General features: G+C 60.0%; 21 protein-coding genes. 16 read left to right on the top strand and 5 right to left on the bottom strand.

The annotated features are described in order from the left end of the window. Nucleotides 1–128: 128 nt before the first annotated feature. Nucleotides 129–1,199 carry a LysR family transcriptional regulator gene (locus tag ABEH28_RS17235; RefSeq protein WP_192172894.1) on the bottom strand — a complete coding sequence of 357 codons (1,071 nt, stop codon included), beginning with the start codon at nucleotides 1,197–1,199 and terminating at the stop codon, nucleotides 129–131. Between the two features lie 140 nt (nucleotides 1,200–1,339). On the opposite strand from ABEH28_RS17235, the gene ABEH28_RS17230 reads away from it, so the two are divergent. From ABEH28_RS17230 to ABEH28_RS17205, 6 genes are all read left to right on the top strand, one after another. Beyond that, nucleotides 1,340–2,074: an SDR family oxidoreductase gene (locus ABEH28_RS17230; protein WP_192172893.1), complete on the top strand. Its 735-nt coding sequence runs from the start codon at nucleotides 1,340–1,342 to the stop codon at nucleotides 2,072–2,074. A gap of 82 nt (nucleotides 2,075–2,156) precedes the next feature. Then, the gene (locus ABEH28_RS17225) at nucleotides 2,157–2,924 is read left to right on the top strand and encodes a glucose 1-dehydrogenase (RefSeq protein WP_192172892.1); all 768 of its coding nucleotides are present in this window, start codon (nucleotides 2,157–2,159) and stop codon (nucleotides 2,922–2,924) included. Nucleotides 2,925–3,017: 93 nt separating this feature from the next. Next, nucleotides 3,018–3,617 carry an NADPH-dependent F420 reductase gene (locus ABEH28_RS17220; protein WP_192172891.1) on the top strand — a complete coding sequence of 200 codons (600 nt, stop codon included), beginning with the start codon at nucleotides 3,018–3,020 and terminating at the stop codon, nucleotides 3,615–3,617. Nucleotides 3,618–3,699: 82 nt separating this feature from the next. Further along, nucleotides 3,700–4,113 carry a nuclear transport factor 2 family protein gene (locus ABEH28_RS17215; protein ID WP_133776318.1) on the top strand — a complete coding sequence of 138 codons (414 nt, stop codon included), beginning with the start codon at nucleotides 3,700–3,702 and terminating at the stop codon, nucleotides 4,111–4,113. Between the two features lie 56 nt (nucleotides 4,114–4,169). Continuing rightward, entirely contained in the window at nucleotides 4,170–4,403 is a 234-nt protein-coding gene (locus ABEH28_RS17210; protein WP_197983860.1) for a hypothetical protein, read from the top strand. A gap of 24 nt (nucleotides 4,404–4,427) precedes the next feature. Then, nucleotides 4,428–4,802: a hypothetical protein gene (locus ABEH28_RS17205; RefSeq protein ID WP_282371307.1), complete on the top strand. Its 375-nt coding sequence runs from the start codon at nucleotides 4,428–4,430 to the stop codon at nucleotides 4,800–4,802. Between the two features lie 178 nt (nucleotides 4,803–4,980). On the opposite strand, the gene ABEH28_RS17200 is transcribed toward ABEH28_RS17205, so the two are convergent. Continuing rightward, the gene (locus tag ABEH28_RS17200; protein ID WP_346630708.1) at nucleotides 4,981–5,880 is read right to left on the bottom strand and encodes a LysR family transcriptional regulator; all 900 of its coding nucleotides are present in this window, start codon (nucleotides 5,878–5,880) and stop codon (nucleotides 4,981–4,983) included. Between the two features lie 110 nt (nucleotides 5,881–5,990). Between ABEH28_RS17200 and ABEH28_RS17195 the strand changes: the two genes are divergently transcribed. The 7 genes from ABEH28_RS17195 (at nucleotide 5,991) to ABEH28_RS17165 (ending at nucleotide 12,043) form a co-directional block, all read left to right on the top strand. Then, nucleotides 5,991–7,166 carry a saccharopine dehydrogenase NADP-binding domain-containing protein gene (locus ABEH28_RS17195; protein ID WP_346630641.1) on the top strand — a complete coding sequence of 392 codons (1,176 nt, stop codon included), beginning with the start codon at nucleotides 5,991–5,993 and terminating at the stop codon, nucleotides 7,164–7,166. A gap of 80 nt (nucleotides 7,167–7,246) precedes the next feature. Further along, nucleotides 7,247–8,245: an NAD(P)H-quinone oxidoreductase gene (locus ABEH28_RS17190; protein WP_346630640.1), complete on the top strand. Its 999-nt coding sequence runs from the start codon at nucleotides 7,247–7,249 to the stop codon at nucleotides 8,243–8,245. A gap of 310 nt (nucleotides 8,246–8,555) precedes the next feature. After that, nucleotides 8,556–9,167: a glutathione S-transferase gene (locus tag ABEH28_RS17185; protein ID WP_346630639.1), complete on the top strand. Its 612-nt coding sequence runs from the start codon at nucleotides 8,556–8,558 to the stop codon at nucleotides 9,165–9,167. Between the two features lie 55 nt (nucleotides 9,168–9,222). Next, the gene (locus ABEH28_RS17180) at nucleotides 9,223–9,363 is read left to right on the top strand and encodes a hypothetical protein (RefSeq protein WP_346630638.1); all 141 of its coding nucleotides are present in this window, start codon (nucleotides 9,223–9,225) and stop codon (nucleotides 9,361–9,363) included. Nucleotides 9,364–9,498: 135 nt separating this feature from the next. After that, entirely contained in the window at nucleotides 9,499–10,011 is a 513-nt protein-coding gene (locus ABEH28_RS17175; RefSeq protein ID WP_346630637.1) for a hypothetical protein, read from the top strand. A gap of 7 nt (nucleotides 10,012–10,018) precedes the next feature. After that, nucleotides 10,019–10,459 (top strand): YetF domain-containing protein, encoded by a 441-nt coding sequence (locus ABEH28_RS17170; RefSeq protein ID WP_346630636.1) that lies wholly within the window; start codon nucleotides 10,019–10,021, stop codon nucleotides 10,457–10,459. 279 nt (nucleotides 10,460–10,738) lie between these two features. After that, the gene (locus tag ABEH28_RS17165; protein ID WP_346630635.1) at nucleotides 10,739–12,043 is read left to right on the top strand and encodes a PAS domain-containing protein; all 1,305 of its coding nucleotides are present in this window, start codon (nucleotides 10,739–10,741) and stop codon (nucleotides 12,041–12,043) included. A 103-nt stretch (nucleotides 12,044–12,146) separates the two neighbouring features. Here ABEH28_RS17165 and ABEH28_RS17160 read toward each other — a convergent pair whose 3' ends face one another. Further along, nucleotides 12,147–12,530: a response regulator gene (locus ABEH28_RS17160; RefSeq protein ID WP_192172880.1), complete on the bottom strand. Its 384-nt coding sequence runs from the start codon at nucleotides 12,528–12,530 to the stop codon at nucleotides 12,147–12,149. Between the two features lie 241 nt (nucleotides 12,531–12,771). Here ABEH28_RS17160 and ABEH28_RS17155 point away from each other — a divergent pair, with 241 nt between their 5' ends. Beyond that, nucleotides 12,772–14,583 carry an ABC transporter ATP-binding protein gene (locus tag ABEH28_RS17155; RefSeq protein ID WP_346630634.1) on the top strand — a complete coding sequence of 604 codons (1,812 nt, stop codon included), beginning with the start codon at nucleotides 12,772–12,774 and terminating at the stop codon, nucleotides 14,581–14,583. A 100-nt stretch (nucleotides 14,584–14,683) separates the two neighbouring features. On the opposite strand, the gene ABEH28_RS17150 is transcribed toward ABEH28_RS17155, so the two are convergent. After that, complete coding sequence (locus ABEH28_RS17150) at nucleotides 14,684–15,250, bottom strand: tautomerase family protein (RefSeq protein ID WP_346630633.1); 567 nt, start codon at nucleotides 15,248–15,250, stop codon at nucleotides 14,684–14,686. A 90-nt stretch (nucleotides 15,251–15,340) separates the two neighbouring features. On the opposite strand from ABEH28_RS17150, the gene ABEH28_RS17145 reads away from it, so the two are divergent. Next, on the top strand, nucleotides 15,341–16,384 hold the full coding sequence (locus ABEH28_RS17145; protein ID WP_192172878.1) for an MsnO8 family LLM class oxidoreductase: 1,044 nt from the start codon (nucleotides 15,341–15,343) through the stop codon (nucleotides 16,382–16,384). A 2-nt stretch (nucleotides 16,385–16,386) separates the two neighbouring features. Further along, nucleotides 16,387–17,508, top strand: a complete 1,122-nt coding sequence (locus ABEH28_RS17140) for an alkene reductase (RefSeq protein ID WP_192172877.1) — start codon at nucleotides 16,387–16,389, stop codon at nucleotides 17,506–17,508. A 143-nt stretch (nucleotides 17,509–17,651) separates the two neighbouring features. Here ABEH28_RS17140 and ABEH28_RS17135 read toward each other — a convergent pair whose 3' ends face one another. Beyond that, complete coding sequence (locus tag ABEH28_RS17135; protein ID WP_346627592.1) at nucleotides 17,652–18,620, bottom strand: AraC family transcriptional regulator; 969 nt, start codon at nucleotides 18,618–18,620, stop codon at nucleotides 17,652–17,654. Nucleotides 18,621–18,706: the final 86 nt, after the last annotated feature.

Genomic DNA, 18,706 nt, shown 5'->3' with positions numbered 1-18,706 from the left:
GCAGGCAACCCATACGCGACGTCGAATGCGTTCCTCGCGCAGGGTAACTGGAATCGGCCTCACGCCAGCTTCCACGACCTCTTAGCTATCTCGCGGATACGACTGAACAACGTGCTGGGCTCATACAGCTAGACGGTCGTGCGCGATCTCTCGCCCTGACCGCGTGCGGCTGCCGGCCCTGACTCGGGCGCTGACTGAGATTGCATCCGGTGCCTATCTGCCGCTGCCGTCGCTGGGCTTCCATCGCGGCCGCAGGGCGGACCGTGCGCGGTATCGCCGTTCAACACCTCCAGGTAGCCCTCCTCGATATTCAGCCGCTCGACTAGAAAGTCGACGAAGGCACGCACTTTCGGTGACTGCACCTGACCGCGCGGGAACAGTGCATGCAGGTCGAGGTCCGTGCCACGCCAGCCGGTGAGCACGCGCTGCACCAGACCCTGCTCGACGAACGCCCGCACAAAGACGTCACTGGTCAGCATCAGGCCTTCTCCATCCATCATCACAGTGCGAAGGGCGCTCGGATCGCTGGCGATCACGACGGGGTCGACCGGGAACTCGCGCAGCTTGCCGTTTCCATCATCGAGGGTCCAGGCGAAGCCGTGGGCGCTTCGGTGATTGGTCTGCACGGTTGCCCGGTGGTTAATCAAATCGTCGGGATGCAGCGGCTCGCCGAAACGCTCGATGTAACCGGGGGTGGCGTAGATCGCGGTACGGAACACGGCGAGCTTGCGCGCCGCCAGGTTGGAATCCGCCAGCGTGCCAACGCGCATCGCCACGTCGATTTCGCCGGCGATGATGTCGACCTGGTCGTTGCTCAGCAGCAGTTCCACGCGAACGTCCGGATGGCGTGCGTGGAATTCGCTGAGTAAGGGCGCGACCCAAGTGTTGCCCACCGGATGAGATGCAGTCACGCGCAGCCAGCCTCGCGGCCCGCTCTGCAACTCACTGACGGCGCTCTCCGCCTCGTCCAGGTCGCGCGCAATGCGCTGGCAATGCGCGAAATAGATGTTGCCCGCCTCGGTCAAGCCGAGCTTGCGGGTTGTGCGATGCAATAGCTGCGCACCCAGTCGCTCTTCCAGCTCCCGCACCTTACGACTCACGGTCGCCTTGGGCATGTGCAGCGTGTTCGCGGCAGCCGTGAAGCTGCCCAACTCCACAACCTTGACGAACACCAAAGTGTCATTGAGATCTCGATTCATGGAGCATTCTAGCGATTATTCCATTGATGGAACAATTATTCACAAAAAGGCCGACTAATACACTGGCAGCGGCTGCACTACATTGGTCTCAACAGCAAACGGAGGTCACTGCCTCCACCGCTTGAGCCAAGGATACGAACATGAACAGACTAACTGGCAAGACCGCGGTAATCACCGGTGGCGCGACCGGCATCGGTCTCGCGGCGGCAAAGCGCTTCATCCAGGAAGGCGCCTTCGTCTTCATCTACGGCCGTCGGCAGGAAGCGCTCGACGCTGCCGTGGCCGAGCTTGGTCCAAAGGCCCGCGCCATAACGGGCTCGGTCTCCGATGAGGCCGACCTAGACCGACTCTATGTGGCAGTGAAGGCCGAGCGCGGAACCCTCGACATCCTCTTCGCCAATGCCGGCACCGGCAGCCCACTCAAGCTGGGCGAGATCACCGCCGCCCATATCGACGAAACCTTCGAAACCAACGTGAAGGGCACCATCTTCACGGTCCAGAAGGCGCTGCCGCTGATGGGCGAGGGCGGTTCGATCATCCTGACCGGATCGAGCGCCGGCACCACGGGTGCTCCCGAATTTACCGCCTACAGCGCGAGCAAGGCGGCCGTGCGCAACTTCGCTAGGACCTGGGCAGAGGATCTGAAGGGCACCGGCATCCGGGTCAACGTGCTGTCGCCTGGCGCTACGGCAACCGAACTCGCGAAGGCGGCGCTCGGCGAGGAAGGCCAGAAGTCCTATGGCGCGATGACGCCCCTGCTGCGCATGGCCGAGCCCTCGGAAATCGCGGCGGCAGCGGTGTTTCTCGCCTCCTCGGACAGCAGCTTCATGACCGCGAGCGAACTCGCTGTCGACGGCGGCCTGGCGCAACTCTGACCCACGACGCGTCGGCGCTCCGTTCGATGGTTCGGAGCACCGCAGGGTCTGCTCAATAACGAACATTAGAAAGGCAAAATATATGAACAACCATAGTGCACAAAAATTGGCGGGAAAAATTGCGGTCGTGACCGGTGGAAGCAGCGGGATTGGCCTGGCCACGGCCAAGCGCTTCCTTGAAGAAGGTGCGCACGTCGTTATCACTGGGCGAAGGGAGGACGAACTGAAGGAGGCGGCAGCCACCTTGAAGGGAAACGTTACGACGGTCGTGGGCGACGTGTCCCGCCTGGAAGATCTGGACCGGCTCTTTGCTGTCGTGAAAGAGAAGCATGGTCACATTGATGTGCTCTTTGCCAATGCGGGCGCGGGTACGGTCGCGCTGCTGGAGGCCGCTACCGAGGCTCATTTCGACCAGACCTTCGACGTGAACGTCAAGGGCACCTTCTTCACGGTGCAGAAGGCCCTTCCGCTGTTCAGAGACGGCGGCTCGATCATAGTGACCTCTTCGGTCACCAACGTCCTGGGAACGGCTGGATTCAGCGCTTACGGTGCAAGCAAAGCGGCTGTGCGCAACTTCGTGCGTGCCTGGACGATGGAGCTGAAAGATCGCCAGATCCGCGTGAATTGCATCAGTCCCGGGCCCACCGAGACGGGCGCTTTGCAAAAGACGGCGGGCCTTACCGCCGACCAGGCCAAGGAAGCGGCCGCCCAGTACGCCTTGCAGATTCCCATGGGTCGCTGGGGCAAGCCGGAGGAAATCGCGGCTGCCGTCGTATTCCTCGCTTCCGAGGAAAGTTCGTTCGTCACGGGTATCGATCTTCCCGTCGATGGCGGCCTGGCGCAGGTCTGACCCCAGCGCGGCCCCTTGGCTGGCCACCCTAGCGGCAAGCCGTGGGGCCGCGCTTATCCAAGCAGGATCCAACCCAACTCAGAGAAAACTCCTATGACCTATTCAATTATCGGCTTCGGCCCTATCGGCCAGGCACTGGCCAAGGCGTTTGCCCGCAAGGGCATCGACGTATCCGTGGCCACCGCGCGCGACCCGGAAAGCTTTGCCTCCGTCGCCGCTGCGATCGGTCCCACCATCCTTCCCAAAACACTGGCGGAAGCGGTCAAGGCGGACATCATCTTTTTGGCCGTCCGTTTCGACTCGCACCAGGATGTCGCCAACGCGCTGTCGACCTGGAAAGGCAAGACCATCGTCGATGTAACCAACACCCAAGTGCCCACAGAGGAACTGGGAGGACAGCCTTCTTCCATGGTCGTTGCGCGGTCCTTCACGGGTGTCAGGCTGGTCAAAGGCTTCAACCATCTGGGTGCATCCGTCCTCGCCCAGGATCCGGCCGTGCATGGCGGCAGGCGGGTCGTGTTCCTGGCCAGCGACGATGACGAGGCCGCGGCCGAGATCGGCGCGCTTGCAGAAAATCTCGGTTTCTCGCCGGTCCAACTTGGCAGGCTTTCCGAGGGCGGGCTGCTGGTCCACGCACGCGGAAATAGCTGGGGTCGACTGATCTTCAAGGACCTCGTCACTTTCGCCGGTTGAGCAGGACGTACCCAACGATAACAACACAACGAACGCGCTCGGGTCGAGCGCAAGTCGACTCGATCGACGCGGAGAAATCCCCATGAATACCGAGAAAAACGTCCAGACCGTGAAGGACTTCTTTGCGGCCATTGGCCGCGGCGACAAGGACGGTCTGCTGGCGCTGGTCGCCGAAGACATCGAGTGGATCATCCCGGGCGAAGACTGGCCTCTGGCCGGTACGCGCCACGGCCATGCGGGGCTTGCGGATTTGCTCGAGACCGCATCCAGGTCGATGGAGACGTCCACCGAGCCCCGGGAGTTCATCGCGCAGGGAGACCGGGTGCTGGTCGTCGGTTTCGCCAAGGGGAAGATCAAAGCCACCAATAAGACGTTCGAAGATGACTGGATCTTCGCCATCACGGTCCGCGACGGCAGACTGACGAAGATCCGCGAGTACATTGACACGCAGGCACTGGCACGAGCCTCGCAGATCGACGCATCCGGGCTCACGTAGCAAAAACCGTTTGGGGCCCCTCGCCATTCGAATACCAAACTTTGTAGGAGGTCCCCATGTACGACACATCCAAGCTATCCGAGTTGATCCGCTTCGCACGCGTTGATCCAGGCGCCACCGTCATCGACGTTTACCCGGGCGACGGCGACTGGACGCGTCTATTCTCTGACGCCGTGGGACCCAACGGACGGGTCTATAGCTTCGTGCCTGCCGAAGTCGCCCACTTCAAGAACGATCCTGTCGGCAACATGCGTACGTTGGCGAAGGAGCCGGGCCGGGCAAACGTCTAGGCGGTTTCGGCGAACCTCGTGGCCATGCCGGAAGTCACGCAGCCCGCGGATGTCCTGTGGATGCACCTGTTCTACCACGATCTCCACACCGCGCTGGTGCAGTCCAAGGACGCGACGGCGGCCGACTTCAATCGCGCCATGTGCGATAGGGTCAAGCCGGGTGGGTACTACGTCATCGTCGACCACGCCGCCGCTGGCACAGCGGGCACCAGTGTTGCCCAGTCGCTGCACCGGATCGACCCCGCCTCCGTTCGGAAGGAGGTGGAGGCGGCCGGCTTCCTGCTGGACGCGGAAAGCAACATGCTCGCGAACAAGGATGATCCGCGATCAGTCAAGGTGTTCGATCCCGCGATCAAGGGCGAGACCGATCGCTTCGTCTACCGGTTTGTGAGGCCGTGACGGCTGCCAGCGACGGCCGCTTGGCGGGGCACACTCCGGCCACGACGAACGTCTCTTGTTGGCCGAATGCTGCCATTCACGAGGGGCGGCTTTGGGTCGAAAGCAGCCGGTCGTGGCTGACCGCTTCCGACCTAGATCGGCCGCTCGTTGAGGTCAGCTAGCGGCCAAAAGAAGACAGTCAGCGCCCTGACTGATCACGCAATGCATCCAGAAGCAAACGAAAAGCCGGTTTGTGTTGGCGCCGGCTTGGGTAGTAAAGGTGATACCCGGTGACGGTGCCAGTCCAGTCCTCCATCAGCCGCACCAGGCGACCCTGTGCCAGATCCTGCTCGACCAGATGCTCCGGGAAGTAGCCCAGTCCGGCGCCCGCCCTGACAAAATCGCGCATGAGCCAGATGTTGTTACTCACCAGATGCCCGTCGGCGCGTACTTTGATTTCTCTCCCGTTTTTTGCGAAAGGCCAACCCCACAATCCTCCCGAGGTGGGCTGGCGCAGGTTGATACAGGCGTGCTCGGTCAGATCCTGTGGCGTCAGGGGGTTAGCACGGTGTTCCAGATAGGCGGGGGCGGCCACTAGTGCCAGGCGAAAATCCCGGCCTATGGGCATGCTGATCATGTCCTGAGCCAACTGCGCCCCCAGGCGGATACCGGCATCGAAGCGCTCTGCAACGATGTCGACCAATGCGTAGCTGTCGTTGATTTCAACCTTGATGCCCGGATAGTCGATCATCAATTGCAGCGCAGCCGGGGCAAGGACGAGATGGGTTGCGTGCTCCATGGAGGTGATGCGCAGGCTACCCGCCGGCATGCCGCTCAGTTCGCTCAGCTCGTTGAGGCCTGACTCGATCCCGTCAAAATGCGGCCCGATGCTGTCGATCAGGCGCGCGCCGGCTTCGGTCGGTGCGACGCTGCGGGTACTGCGGGTCAGCAATTGCACACCCAGGCGCGATTCCAGTTTGGTGATGGTGCGGCTCAGCGCAGGCTGGGAAACGCCAAGCTGCGCCGCCGCTTTGGTAAAACTGCCCTCACGGGCGACCCGCAGGAGGGCCAGGAGGTCGGTGACGTTGTCGCGCACGATTGATGCTCTGCGGTTATAGGTCTATTCCAACCATACCATCTAATCATTTGTAGGCAGGATGGCTAGAGTGTCGCCTTTGCTTCGCGGCGCTTTCAGGAATCATCTTTCCCATGGATAAACAAACATTCGATTTGATCATTTTTGGCGCCACCGGGTACACCGGTCGGCTGGTTGCTGAATACTTCTTCACTCAATACGGCGTCGACGGCCCTGTTAAATGGGCCATTGCCGGTCGCAGCTTGAGCAAGCTGGAAGCCATTCGGGACAGTTGGGCAAATGCTGCAGCGCTGCCGCTGATCGTGGCCGATGCCCAGGACCAGGCGTCCGTGCGCGACATGGTTGCCGCAACCAGGGTCGTGATTACCACCGCAGGGCCGTTTTCGGTCTATGGCTCGGACCTGGTAGCAGCCTGCGCCGAGTCGGGGACGGACTACGTCGACCTCTCGGGGGAGATCCCTTGGATTGCCCAAATGATCGGCAGCCATCAGGCTCAAGCCCAGGCATCGGGCGCGCGACTGGTGTTCTCCTGTGGTTTCGATTCGGTGCCGTTCGACCTCGGCGTATGGTTCACCCAGCAGCAGGTCATGAAGAAGTTCGCTCGCTACGCGCCTCGGATCAGGGGCCGCGTGCGCAGCATGCAAGGCGTGCTGTCCGGTGGCACGTTCCTGAGTGTCGATGCTGTGGTTGCAGCGGCAGCGCAGGATCCTGCTCTCGGTGAACTGGTGGCCGATCCGTTTGCCTACACACCGGGATTCAAAGGTGTCGAGCAACCTGATGATCAGACCCCCTACCGGGATGAACTGGCTCAGAGCTGGGTCGGCCCTTTCATCATGTCCGGCATCAATTCCAAGGCGGTGCATCGCACAAACTTGCTGGAAGGGCACCTGTGGGGCACGTCGTTTCAATACGACGAAATGCTGATGCTCAGTGCGCAACCGAGCGAAGACGATGAGCTTGGTCTGGCAGGCTTCTCTTTCAATGAGGGCGGTCATCCGCAAGCGGGGCAAGGGCCCACACAGAAGGAGCTTGATGCAGGCTTTTATGATGTGTTGTTCATCGCAGAACTGGCAGACGGTCAGGTGCTCAAGGCATCCGTGAGTTGCGACGAGGATCCGGGCTACCTGTCGACCTCCAAAATGTTGGCCGAGTCAGCGATGGCGCTGGCGTTCGATGTGACACGTGAGGAGACCCCGGGCGGTTGCTGGACGCCCGCGGCGGCGTTGAATGAGGCGTTGATCGAGCGCCTGACTGAAAAAGCCGGACTGAGGTTTACCGTCGAGGGTTAATTCGATAGGCGGCTAAAAAGGCTGAATGTCTTGGACGTTCAGCTTTCAGAGTCTTTAGCCCTCTCAACAAAAGGTGACCCATGAATCTGCCAAACCGTATGAACTACATCGAGATCACCGAACCCGGTGGCCCCGAGGTATTAAAGATAATGCAGGCCGATGTGCCGACGCCCGGTGATCACGAGCTGCTGATCCGGGTTCACGCCGCCGGCATCAATCGTCCTGATGTCATACAGCGTTCGGGCAAATACCCGATGAAGCCCGGCATGACCCCCGTGCCCGGGTTGGAAGTGGCCGGTGAGGTCGTTGGGGTTGGCGCAAAGGTGGCCGACTTCAAGCTGGGCGACAAGGTATGTGCGCTGACCAATGGCGGCGGTTACGCCGAATACTGCGTTGTGGCGGCCACCCAATCATTACCGGTCCCCGACGGCGTGGACATGATTCAGGCCGCGGCCATTCCGGAAACATTCTTCACCGTGTGGGCCAACCTTTTCGAGCTGGGCCGTGCCCAAAAGGGCTGCACCGTATTGATCCATGGTGGCACCAGCGGCATCGGCACGACCGCGCTGATGCTGTGCAAGGCCCTGGGGATCAAAGCTTTTGCAACGGCCGGCAGCCAGGAAAAGTGCGACCGAATCCGCGCGCTGGGTGGCGAAGCGATCAATTACCGCGAGGTGGACTTCGCTCAGGAGATCGCCCGGCAAACCCACGAGAAGGGCGTGGACGTCATTCTCGACATCATGGGCGGGAGCTATTTCGAGAGCAACGTGGCGTCACTTGCGCGACGCGGTCGACTGGTCATTATCGGCTTTCTGGGCGGCAACTCCGTCAAGGACTTCAATCTGCTGGCGTTGATGGAAAAGCAAGGCTCGGTGACCGGGTCGATGATGCGTTCGCGCAGCGCGGAGGAAAAAGCCGAGATTGCTCGCGCCGTGCTCGCCGATGTCTGGCCGCTGCTCAGTCAAGGCGAATGCCTGCCGATCATTGACCGTGTTTTCCCTCTCGCCGACGCAGCACAAGCGCATCAGCGAATGGAGCAGGGCGACCATATCGGCAAAATCGTGCTGAAGGTGGTGTGAATGGGAATCGCCCGGTGCGTGTCATTGACTGTTGCCGGGCGTTGATCATTTTTGGTTTGAGGTGTTCATGGTTTTGTAGGTGGCGAGCGGCTGCTTGTGTCCTGTTTTAGTCACATGCTGAGCGGCCGCTCTGGGTCGACTGCGGCCGACTGCGTGATATTCGGGGTATCTACCCCGGCCGTCTGGCGTACCTTCGCTACAGCCAACCGAGCCTCTAAGGCTAACGACATCGCCTGTACAACACCAAATTCCGCTTCTCTGCCGCAAAGCCAAGAAATAGGATTGATCCCACCAGAAAGGAGTGCGCTTTATGAAACTGATTGGGATGCTGGATTCCCCCTATGTTCGCCGTGTGGCTATTTCGCTGGATGTCATGGGTGTGTCGTTCGAGCACGCGACGCTTTCGGTATTCCGCGATTACGAAGAATTCGGTGCGATCAACCCGGTGGTGAAGGCACCGAGTTTGGTGCTGGATGACGGTAGCGTGTTGATGGATTCGACGCTGATCATCGACTACTTCGAGGCGCTGAGCCCGGCTGAGCAAAAATTGATGCCACACCAGGCTTTGCCTCTGGCCGCATCGCTGCGGATCTTGGGGCTGGCGTTGGCTGCCTGCGAAAAGGCAGTGCAGATCGTTTACGAATACAAACTGCGACCGGAGGAAAAACGCCATCAGCCTTGGCTGGACCGGGTAACCCAGCAGTTGTTGGCGGCTTGTCGCGCATGGGATGCCCTAATGTCGGGACCGCAACCGGTTGCGCCAGATAGGCCGGGACAGGTCGACATCACCAGCGCCGTCGCGTGGTCGTTCATTCAGTTGATGGTCGCTGACGTGGTCAGGGCGGATGCTTTCCCGGCGTTGCAGGCACATGCGGCACGCTGGGAAGCTACCGAGCTGTTTGAACGCTACCCCCAAGGTTGATTGCCCAATCCAGAGCGGAAGGGCGGTCGGCCTTGTCTGGGCGACTTCCCGCCCCTTGTTCAACGGTTTGTTCAGCAACTTGATCGTGGCGACGCTGATCGCCGGCGTAATGCCCGCGCTTGCCGCCTGGATCGGCCATCGGATCGTCGATGCGGTGGTTCAGGCCATGCAGATCCATGGCGATGGCAGCCCCTAGCCTGATCGAAGCGCTAAATCCAAAGACGAGCTCAGCGTCTCAAACGCCCACTCGGAATCAGCAGCACTCGCTTACCCCACTAGAACTTCCCACAGATCAAAGCAGTCACATCGCTAGTCCCGACGAGTGATGCGTATGAGCCTCTTAGAGCAGGAAATGCAGGACCGTGAACACCCCGTGGCAGAGGACATTGCGCTGCAGCGCAAAGTCTGGAAGTTCCAGAGGGTTGGCTGGTATGTGCTGACAGCGGTGGTCATCCTGACATTGCTTGGTTTGTTTTCCAGAGGCCCGCTCAGCACGCTCGAATCGGTGAGCGAGCAGGGTGATCTGACGGTGCAGTACGAGCGTTTCCACCGAGCGGGCGGGACCAATCCAATGATCGTCCAGGCCACGGGGCAACCGGGCAAAGAGGTCACGCTGTCCATTGGCAAGCCTATGCTGGATGGCTTCAGCATCGAGTCTATCCAGCCGCAGCCGGTCAGCTCCACGGGCAGTCCCGAGGGTTTGAGCCTTACGTTTCCCGCCGACAAGAGCGGGCACGTCACGCTCTTCCTCTCATGGCGCAGCGACGGCATCGGGCTTTTCAAAAGTCAGATCAGTGTCGTGGACGGCGGCCACATTCCAGTCACTCAGTTCATTTACCCATAGGTGCTCAATGGATGCCGTACTACGCGCGGGCGCGATTTATCTGGCACTGATGGTGCTCTTCAAGATTTCTGGCCGACGATCGTTGGGTGAGCTGACGTCGTTTGATTTCGTGCTGCTGATGGTCATTGGCGAAGCCACTCAGCAAGCGCTGCTGGGCGACGACTTCTCCGTGACCAATGCGATTTTGGTCATCGTGACCTTAATGGTGATCGACATCGGGCTTTCCCTCGTCAAGCGGCGCTCCAAACGCTTGGCCAAGCTGATCGATGGGGGGCCGACGATCATCGTTGAAAACGGCGCGTTCCTGCGACATCGCATGCACGAGGCCCGTATTCAGGAAGACGACATCCTGGAGGCCGCAAGAATAGAGCAGGGTTTCGAACGAGTGGAGCAGATCAAGTACGCGATCCTGGAGCGAAACGGCAAGATCTCGATCATTCCTGCCTGACTCTCTGCCCCGTTACGGCCTGATAAGAAGCGCTATCCAGCATCGCGAACGGCTTGGTCAGGCGGGGCATGCCAAAGCCAGGAAAACAGATCTGACCATGGTTCCCTCCGCGTGGCTCGATATACACACACCTCGTAAGCAGATCCTCTATTACTGAGGAATTTCAGCGGGTTGACGGCCATTTATTCAGCCAGACAGATAAAGTTTCTGTCGCTTGAGACGATAAGAATGGCAAGGTGCCATGGAGGAGGCCCGTCACGCATTTCGAGCTTGTACAACATGCCCAATTTTTTCCTTCTTCGCCGCGATCGTCGCGCCCTGAAGCAATTGCTGACGTCGATCATGAGCGGCGAACATCCTGAGGTCGCCCAGTGCAAAGAAGGTCCAGCAGTGCTGGATGCCTGGCGCCTGATCCAGTCCTCCAATGATCAATACCAATCCCGCATAGCCCAACTCGAAAAGGAGCTTGAGGATGCCCGCGAGTTGCTTCGCGAATCAGCAGCCTCCGCGTCAGCTCACGAGATCAGATTCGATTTGGTCAATCGCGCGTCCAGTGAAGGTCTTTGGGACATGGAGGTCGTGGCAGGCGACCCGGTCAACCCCGGAAATCGCTTTTGGTGGTCGCAGCAATTCCGCAGCCTGCTGGGCTTCAAGGACGAAAGAGACTTTCCAAATGTGCTCGCCAGTTGGGCCGATCGGCTCCATCCGCAGGACAAGCAGGCAACACTCGACGCCTTCGCTCGCCATCTCAACGACAAGTCCGGAATGACCCCATACAACGTCAATAACCGGCTCGCCATGAAAGACGGTTCATATCGCTGGTTCCACGCACAGGGTGAGACACTCCGCGACGAGCGAGGCACGCCCATCCGGGTCGCTGGCTCGCTCCGGGATATCCATGACCAGCTGGAGCGGGACCAGGAGCACGACGTCATCATCACCAGATTCGAGCTGGCTCGGGAAATGCTCTCGGATGGGCTTTGGGATATGGAGGTCATTGCCGGAGACCCTGTAAACCCCAAAAACCCGTTCTGGTGGTCACCTCAGTTCCGCCGGTTGCTGGGTTTCGAAACGGTTGAGGAGTTTCCAGATGTGTTGGACAGCTGGGCATCCAGGTTACACCCGGATGACAAGGACAGAAGCCTCAGCGCTTTCGGGGCTCATCTGAATGATGGATCAGGCAAGACACCCTTTGATATCGAGTACCGGCTGAGGATGAAAAGCGGCGAATATCGGTGGTTCCGTGCGCGAGGCCAGACCAAGCGTGACCCAGCAGGCCTGCCTCTGCGAGTAGTCGGTGCGCTTGTGGACGTCAACCTGCAGCACGAGCAGGAGATGCTGAGGGAAACAGAGGTCAAGCACCAGCAAACGCTTGAGCACAATATCGAGCAATTGTCCCAGATCGTGGGGACGATTCAGAGCATCGCCAGCCAGACCAACCTTTTGGCCCTCAATGCGGCCATTGAGGCTGCACGTGCGGGTGAGGCGGGTCGTGGCTTCGCAGTGGTTGCCGACGAGGTTCGCAAGTTGGCGACGCGTACCACTGAAGCGACTGAACAGGCAGCCGGCATGATTGCCCGCTAGCCCCTACTTTCTTCGAACCCCTGGTTCCTTGAACCGGGTTGAGGTCTGAAAAGAAGTGGTTCGGAAAAGACTCTCCAACGTAACCGCCATGGGGTCGGCAGCATCACTCTCGGTTAATCGCCAGAGCTAATGCGCGCCGACAAATGGTGCCGATATCCAGGGAATGCCAAGGTTTGGGGATGAAAAGAGGAGCATATCCAGACTCCAGGATTTGTTGCCCTCGTCCTCCCGAGGACAAGATCACCGGGATGCGGGGCCATTGAGCTTGCACCCGGTTTGCCAAGCCAATACCGCTCAGCCCACCCGGCATATGGATGTCGGACAGGATGAGATCCGCCCCTCCCGAGGTCTTGCACAACCAGTCCCAAGCGTCGTCGCCTGTCTCTGCTGTGACGACCTCGAAGCCTTCCGTCTCTAAAATTTCATGGATCAAACTGCGAATGAGCCAGTCATCTTCCACCACTAAAACGGTTGATAACACTGTCATTTGCCCATCCTGGTTTGTTGTGCGTTTTGGACTGGGCCGCTGTCTGCGGGTTCCCATTTCCGTTACATCCGTAGCTCAAGTCTCTCTGCACGGTTATACCGCCCTGACGGAGTGGCCTGCAGTTCTATGCAAAGCCTGAATCGCCCCTGATTATCCAGATGGCTACCCACAAGACCGGGGAAGCGTGCCGAACTAGCCGCTACAATCCCCCGTCACCGCCAATCCGGAGCCTGCGCCTTTGATGTCGTTGTTCAATCGTTTGACTGCATTTTCAACCCAGAGCGGCAGGGCGGTCGGCCTTGTTTGGGCGACTTCCCGCCCCTTGTTCGCCGGCTTGATCGTGGCGACGCTGATCGCCGGCATTTTGCCCGCGCTGGCTGCCTGGATCGGCCAGCGGATCGTCGATGCGGTGGTTCAGGCGATGCAGATCCACGCCAATGGCAGCCAGGCGCCGGTGTGGCCTGTCCTGCGTTACGTGTTGGCCGAGGCGGGCGTATTGGCGTTGCTGGCCGCGGCGCAACGGGCGCTTTCAATGCAACAGGCGCTGCTGCGGGTGCAGTTGGGGCAGAAGGTCAATCTGATGATCCTGGAAAAGGCCCAGACCCTTTCGCTGCTGCAGTTCGAGGACTCGACCTTTTACGACAAATTGGTGCGCGTGCGCCGCGATGCATCGACCCGGCCACTGGGCCTCGTCACAAAAGGCTTGGGGCTGACGCAAAACCTGATCTCGCTGGTCAGCTTTGCGGTGCTGCTGGTGCATTTTTCCCCGTGGGCGTTGCTGATCCTGGTGCTCGGCGCGCTGCCGGTGTTCTTCGCCGAGACGCATTTTTCCGGTAATGCCTTCCGCCTGTTTCAGCGCCGCGCCCCGGAAACGCGCCAGCAAAATTACTTGGAAGCATTACTGTCCCATGAGTCGCACACCAAGGAAGTGAAGCTTTTCGGCATGGCGCCATTGTTGCTGCAACGCTATCGCGACAATTTCACGCGCCTGTACGCCGAAGACCGCCGACTCACCGTGCGACGCGACACTTGGGGCTTTGCCCTCGGGCTATTGGGCACAGCCGCGTTCTACGTGGCCTACGCCTGGGTAGTCATGGACACCGTGCGCGGCCAGACCACACTGGGGCAGATGACGATGTACCTGGTGCTGTTCAAGCAAGGCCAGGTCGCTATCACGGCCAGCCTCAGCGCGATTGCCGGTTTGTACGAGGATGGCCTCTACCTGTCTGACCTCTACGAATACCTTGGGGTGCCGGTGGCAGCTGCACGCGGCACGTTAAAGGCCGGTGCTCGCCCGGGCGACGGCCTGCGCTGCGAGGGCCTGGGGTTCCGCTATCCGGGGGCCGCTCAGCCCACGCTCAGCGGCATCAGCCTGCACCTGACGCCCGGCATGAGCCTGGCGCTGGTGGGCGAAAACGGCTCCGGTAAAACCACCTTGATCAAACTGCTGACCCGGCTCTATACGCCTGACCAAGGCCGGATCCTGCTGGACGGCAGCGATTTGCAGGACTGGGACGAACAGGCCTTGCACCAGCGCATCGGGGTGATCTTTCAGGACTACATCCGGTACCAGATGACCGTCGGCGAAAACCTTGGGGTGGGTGACGTCGACGCGTTCGATGACCAGGACCGTTGGCGCGATGCGGCCACTCAAGGGATCGCCGCCGAGTTCATCGAACGCTTGAGCAACGGCTATCACACGCAGTTGGGGCGCTGGTTCGCCGGTGGGCAGGAACTGTCGGGTGGGCAATGGCAAAAGCTGGCGCTGTCGCGGGCCTACATGCGCCGTGAGGCTGATCTGCTGATTCTGGACGAACCGACGGCCGCCCTCGACGCTGCCGCCGAGGCCGCCGTGTTCGAGCACTTCCGCGAGTACGCGAAGGGGCGCATGACGTTGCTCATTTCTCACCGATTCTCCAGCGTGCGCAACGCCGATCACATCATCGTGCTGGATCAGGGCCGGATTCTGGAACAAGGCACTCACGTGCAACTGATGGCTGGCGGCGGGCGCTATGCGAGCCTGTTCAGCATCCAGGCGCGTGGGTATCGGTAGTCGCCGACCCGCATAGTTCCTGCGGGCGACTGGATGAAGCCGGCCATAGCTGCCGGCTATCGGCCCATTAGCGGCCCGTCCGCACGTCTACTTGTTTATTTCAGGGCGCGTACTGCATTTCCCCGTTTCCGAAGGACCAGTTCTCCTTCTTGTTATCAATCAGACTGATCCAGATGTCTTCCTGTCTGTGCCCGGTCCTGTCATGAATGCCTTGGGCGATAGCCTTATAAAACGCCTTCTTCACGTCAATGGTTCGCCCTTCGTTCCAGGCCACCCGAATGAACACGATGTTCTTTGTGTAGGTAATGCCCAGATAGCCCTCAGCCGGATACACCAGTTCATCGCTGGCATGGCGGTGAATGATCTGAAATCGGTCATGTTCGGGCACGTTCGCCGTGCTGATCATTGCTTCGTAAATCACGTCACCGATTGCGGCAACTGTCCCATCGGGTGTGTCGGCGGAGATATCAATCCGTACAAGCGGCATAGCGTATTCCTCTTCAGGCAGTGATGAAGTGACGGACGTAATACTAAAGGGAAATGGAGCCTGACCCACGCCTCCAATTGCCCCATGTCCTGTCTTCTTGATGCGTTTTTGTAGACGAGCAGGTTCGCCAGTTGCAGTGATACCACTGTGAAGGTCCTCTAGCCGGGTAGAAAAGCTCATTGGTGAATTGAATTCATGTGATTCGGTAAAAATGAGCCGAAATCTCGCATCGTTTCTCCAATAGGCTGTGTTCTTTGTCCGGAGGGCGCAGTGAGACTTAGCATTCTTGACCATTCCCCAGTAGACGACGGCTTTACCGCCGGCGATGCGCTATGGGCCACTACGCGGCTGGCGCAAGCAGCCGAGTCTTTGGGCTACGAACGCTACTGGGTGGCGGAGCACCATCAATCCAGGGTTCAGGCGGGAAGCAGCCCCGAGCTGTTGATGATGCAGATTGCCGCCCATACGGAGACGATCAGGGTTGGCTCGGGTGGCATCATGCTGCCGCATTACAGCGCGTACAAAGTTGCCGAGACAGCGCGTGTGCTGGAGGCGTTGTACCCGGGGCGGATAGACCTGGGAGTAGGGAGGGCGCCCGGAGCGGACCAACGCGTCACTCGTGCCCTCAATGATGAGAAGACACACCAGATTCCTTTCCCGGCCAAGCTCAAGGACCTCAAGGCTCTGCTCCTTGATGACAAAGAGGGGGCAGGCGATCAGCCGCAGCCGATCTACGCTGCACCTCGGATCACGACCCTCCCTGAGTTGCACATACTGGGTGCCAGCGGCAGTACCGCTGAACTGGCCGCTCTGGAAGGGATGGGCTTCACGTTTGCGCACTTCATCAACCCCCATCATCAGCAAGGTGTGCTGGCCGCCGAGCATTATCGCGCCAACTTTCGTCCATCAAAACTGCATGCCGCGCCCAGTGTCATCGTTGCTGTATTCGCAGTAGTGGCCGACACCGTCGAGCAGGCCGAGCGGCTGGCGACCAGCTTTGATGACTGGTTGCTGCGGGCAGAGTCTGTTGCCCCAGCCGAGGCGTTGGCGCTGCCCGAGGCGGTCGACCCTACGCAATACAGCGCTGAAGCACGCGATCGAGTCGCGCTCAACCGCATGCGCGTGGTTGTTGGCGACGGTCCGTTGGCGATTCAGCAACTGCAGCGCATCGCGTCGCAGTATCAGACCGATCAGATGATGGTCATCCCCATGATCCCCGGCGAAGCAAACCGACAGCGTGCTATCGAGCTGCTCGCTCGCGCCAACCACGAATCCAACCTTCGCGCCCCACAGCGGGCACTTCAGGAGAACTAATCATGACCTTATTTGAAGCATACGAACTCGGCGCCACAACGCTTGGCAACCGCATCGTCATGGCACCGATGACCCGGTCGCGCGCCCCTGACGACATTGCGACGGAGCAAATCGCCCTGCACTACACCCAACGCGGCACCGCCGGTTTAATTGTTTCGGAAGGCACGCCGATCTCTCGTGAGGGCCAGGGTTATCTCTTCAACCCGGGCATCTATACCGAAGAGCAGATCAAAGGATGGAAGCTGGTCATCGACTCGGTCCACAGCGTCGGCGGGAAGATGTTCGCCCAGCTGTGGCACGTTGGCCGCGTGTCCCACACTTCCATTCAGATCGACGGCAAAGCGCCCGTCAGCGCTACCAGCAAACAAGCCCAAGGCGCAGTTGCCTTTGGTTACACGGAAGACGGGGAGCCGGGTTTTGTGGCCACATCCACGCCACGACCGTTGACCACCGAAGAGGTAGCACGCGTGGTTGAAGATTTCGCCCAGGCTGCTGAAAACGCTATCGCGGCCGGGTTCGACGGGGTGGAAATTCATGGCGCCAACGGCTATCTGCTTGAGCAATTCCTGAATCCGCTGGTGAATGACCGAACCGATCGCTACTCAGCAGACACGCTGGAAAATCGTTTGCGTTTCGTATTCGAGGTCGTCGATGCGGCAGCCGCCAGAATCGGCGCTGATCGAGTGGGTATCCGGATTTCGCCATACGGCCAGTTGTTCGATATGCCGCTGTATCCGCAGATCGACGAAACCTACTCAGCGCTCTGTGCGGGCATGAGCCAGCGCGGCATCGCTTACGTTCACGTAATGGATCAGACCCACTTCTTCATGGCAGAGGAAGGCTCGGCTGCCCAGGAGCAAGCGCTTCGTGACCTGCTCAAAGACTGCAAAACCCAGCTGGGCAAGACCGCATTGATTCTTGCCGGGGACATGACCCGTGAACGCGCTGAAGAGCTGCTCCACGCCGGCCTGATCGATCTGGCGGCATTCGGGCAGCCCTTCATTGCAAATCCTGATCTGGTCGCTCGGCTGAAAAACGGCTGGACGTTGACCGAGCCGGATCGCGACACCTATTACGGCGGCGATGCAAAAGGCTATGTCGACTATCCGCCCTACATGGGCTGATTGAAGAAGCGATGCGTGCCTGTAAGCGTTCAGCGCGAAGGCTGCGATGTGATGCCGAAGGCACGCTTCAGCCAGCGTGCCGTCTACCGATTGTCAATGTTCCATCACGTGGACGTAGGTAGTAACGCTACCTTCACCCAGCGTCAGGTCGCAGCCGCCTGGCTCAACCTACGACCCAACCCGGGCGTTTTACCCGTAACACGCTTGAACGCCCGGCTGAACGCTGCCTGAGACGTATAGCTCAAACGCTGCGCGACCTCTTCAATCGGTACCCTTTCCAGCGTCAGCCACTGGCTGGCAAGCCGCATTCGCACTTCAGTGACGTAGCGCAGCGGGGTCATGCCAATCGTCAGTTGAAAACGCTCTGCAAAGACCGAGCGGGACGTATTGCAGTGCGCCGCCAGTTGCTCGACGGTCCAGTCGCGGCCCGGTTGCTGATGCAGCGCCAGAAGGGCACCTGCCAGCCGCGGATCGCGCAGAGCGGCGACCAGGCCGGAAGCGTTGCCGCAAGCGCACTCGACCCAACCGCGAACGACCATGGCGGCGACCACGTCGGCCAGTCGCGCAAGGATGCCGGCGAAGCCGACGCGTGCGGCGCTGACCTCGCGCTCCATGGTGGCGAGAATAGGCACCAGCCCGGGATAACGCTGGCCGCCGGCATCGATCAGCATGAGGCCCGGCATCAGCTTCCCAAGGCCATGCAGGCTACCCAACTCGAATTCCATGCAGCCACTGAACACCAGCGTGGTCGGCGTGGAGCCGGCATCGGTTCCGGTATCTACGGCGCTGACGGTGTCGCCGAGGGGCTCGCCGTTCAGAAGGTCGATGTCCTGCACGGGCGCGTGCGCATGCGAGAGCAACTGATGGGCTGCGCCGTGGGAGATGAACACGGCGTTACCGGCGGACAGCGCATAGGTCGTCCCGTCATCCATGCGCAGCACCGCATTGCCGACCGCCAGGAAGTGGAACCAGGCATGTCCGGGTTTGGCATCGAAGCCCAGGCCGAAGGTCGGGCCCGCCTGGATGCGCCGGTACTCGACACCGCGCAGGCGCATGCCGCGCAACAGCTCGTTGATGAGATCGGAAGAAAGAGCAAATTGATCTGGTGGCATTGTTCAGGAGTTTCAGTCAAAAAAACGGGTTTTTCGATCATAGATCATCCGGATTCACCCGCCTAGACTGCGGGTCGCAATTGAAG

The organism is Pseudomonas sp. Ps21-P2, assembly GCF_039672565.1.
In the GTDB taxonomy this organism is placed as follows: domain Bacteria; phylum Pseudomonadota; class Gammaproteobacteria; order Pseudomonadales; family Pseudomonadaceae; genus Aquipseudomonas.
Note: the sequence above shows the minus strand (reverse complement) of the source record. Positions and strands in the feature narration are given on the sequence as shown.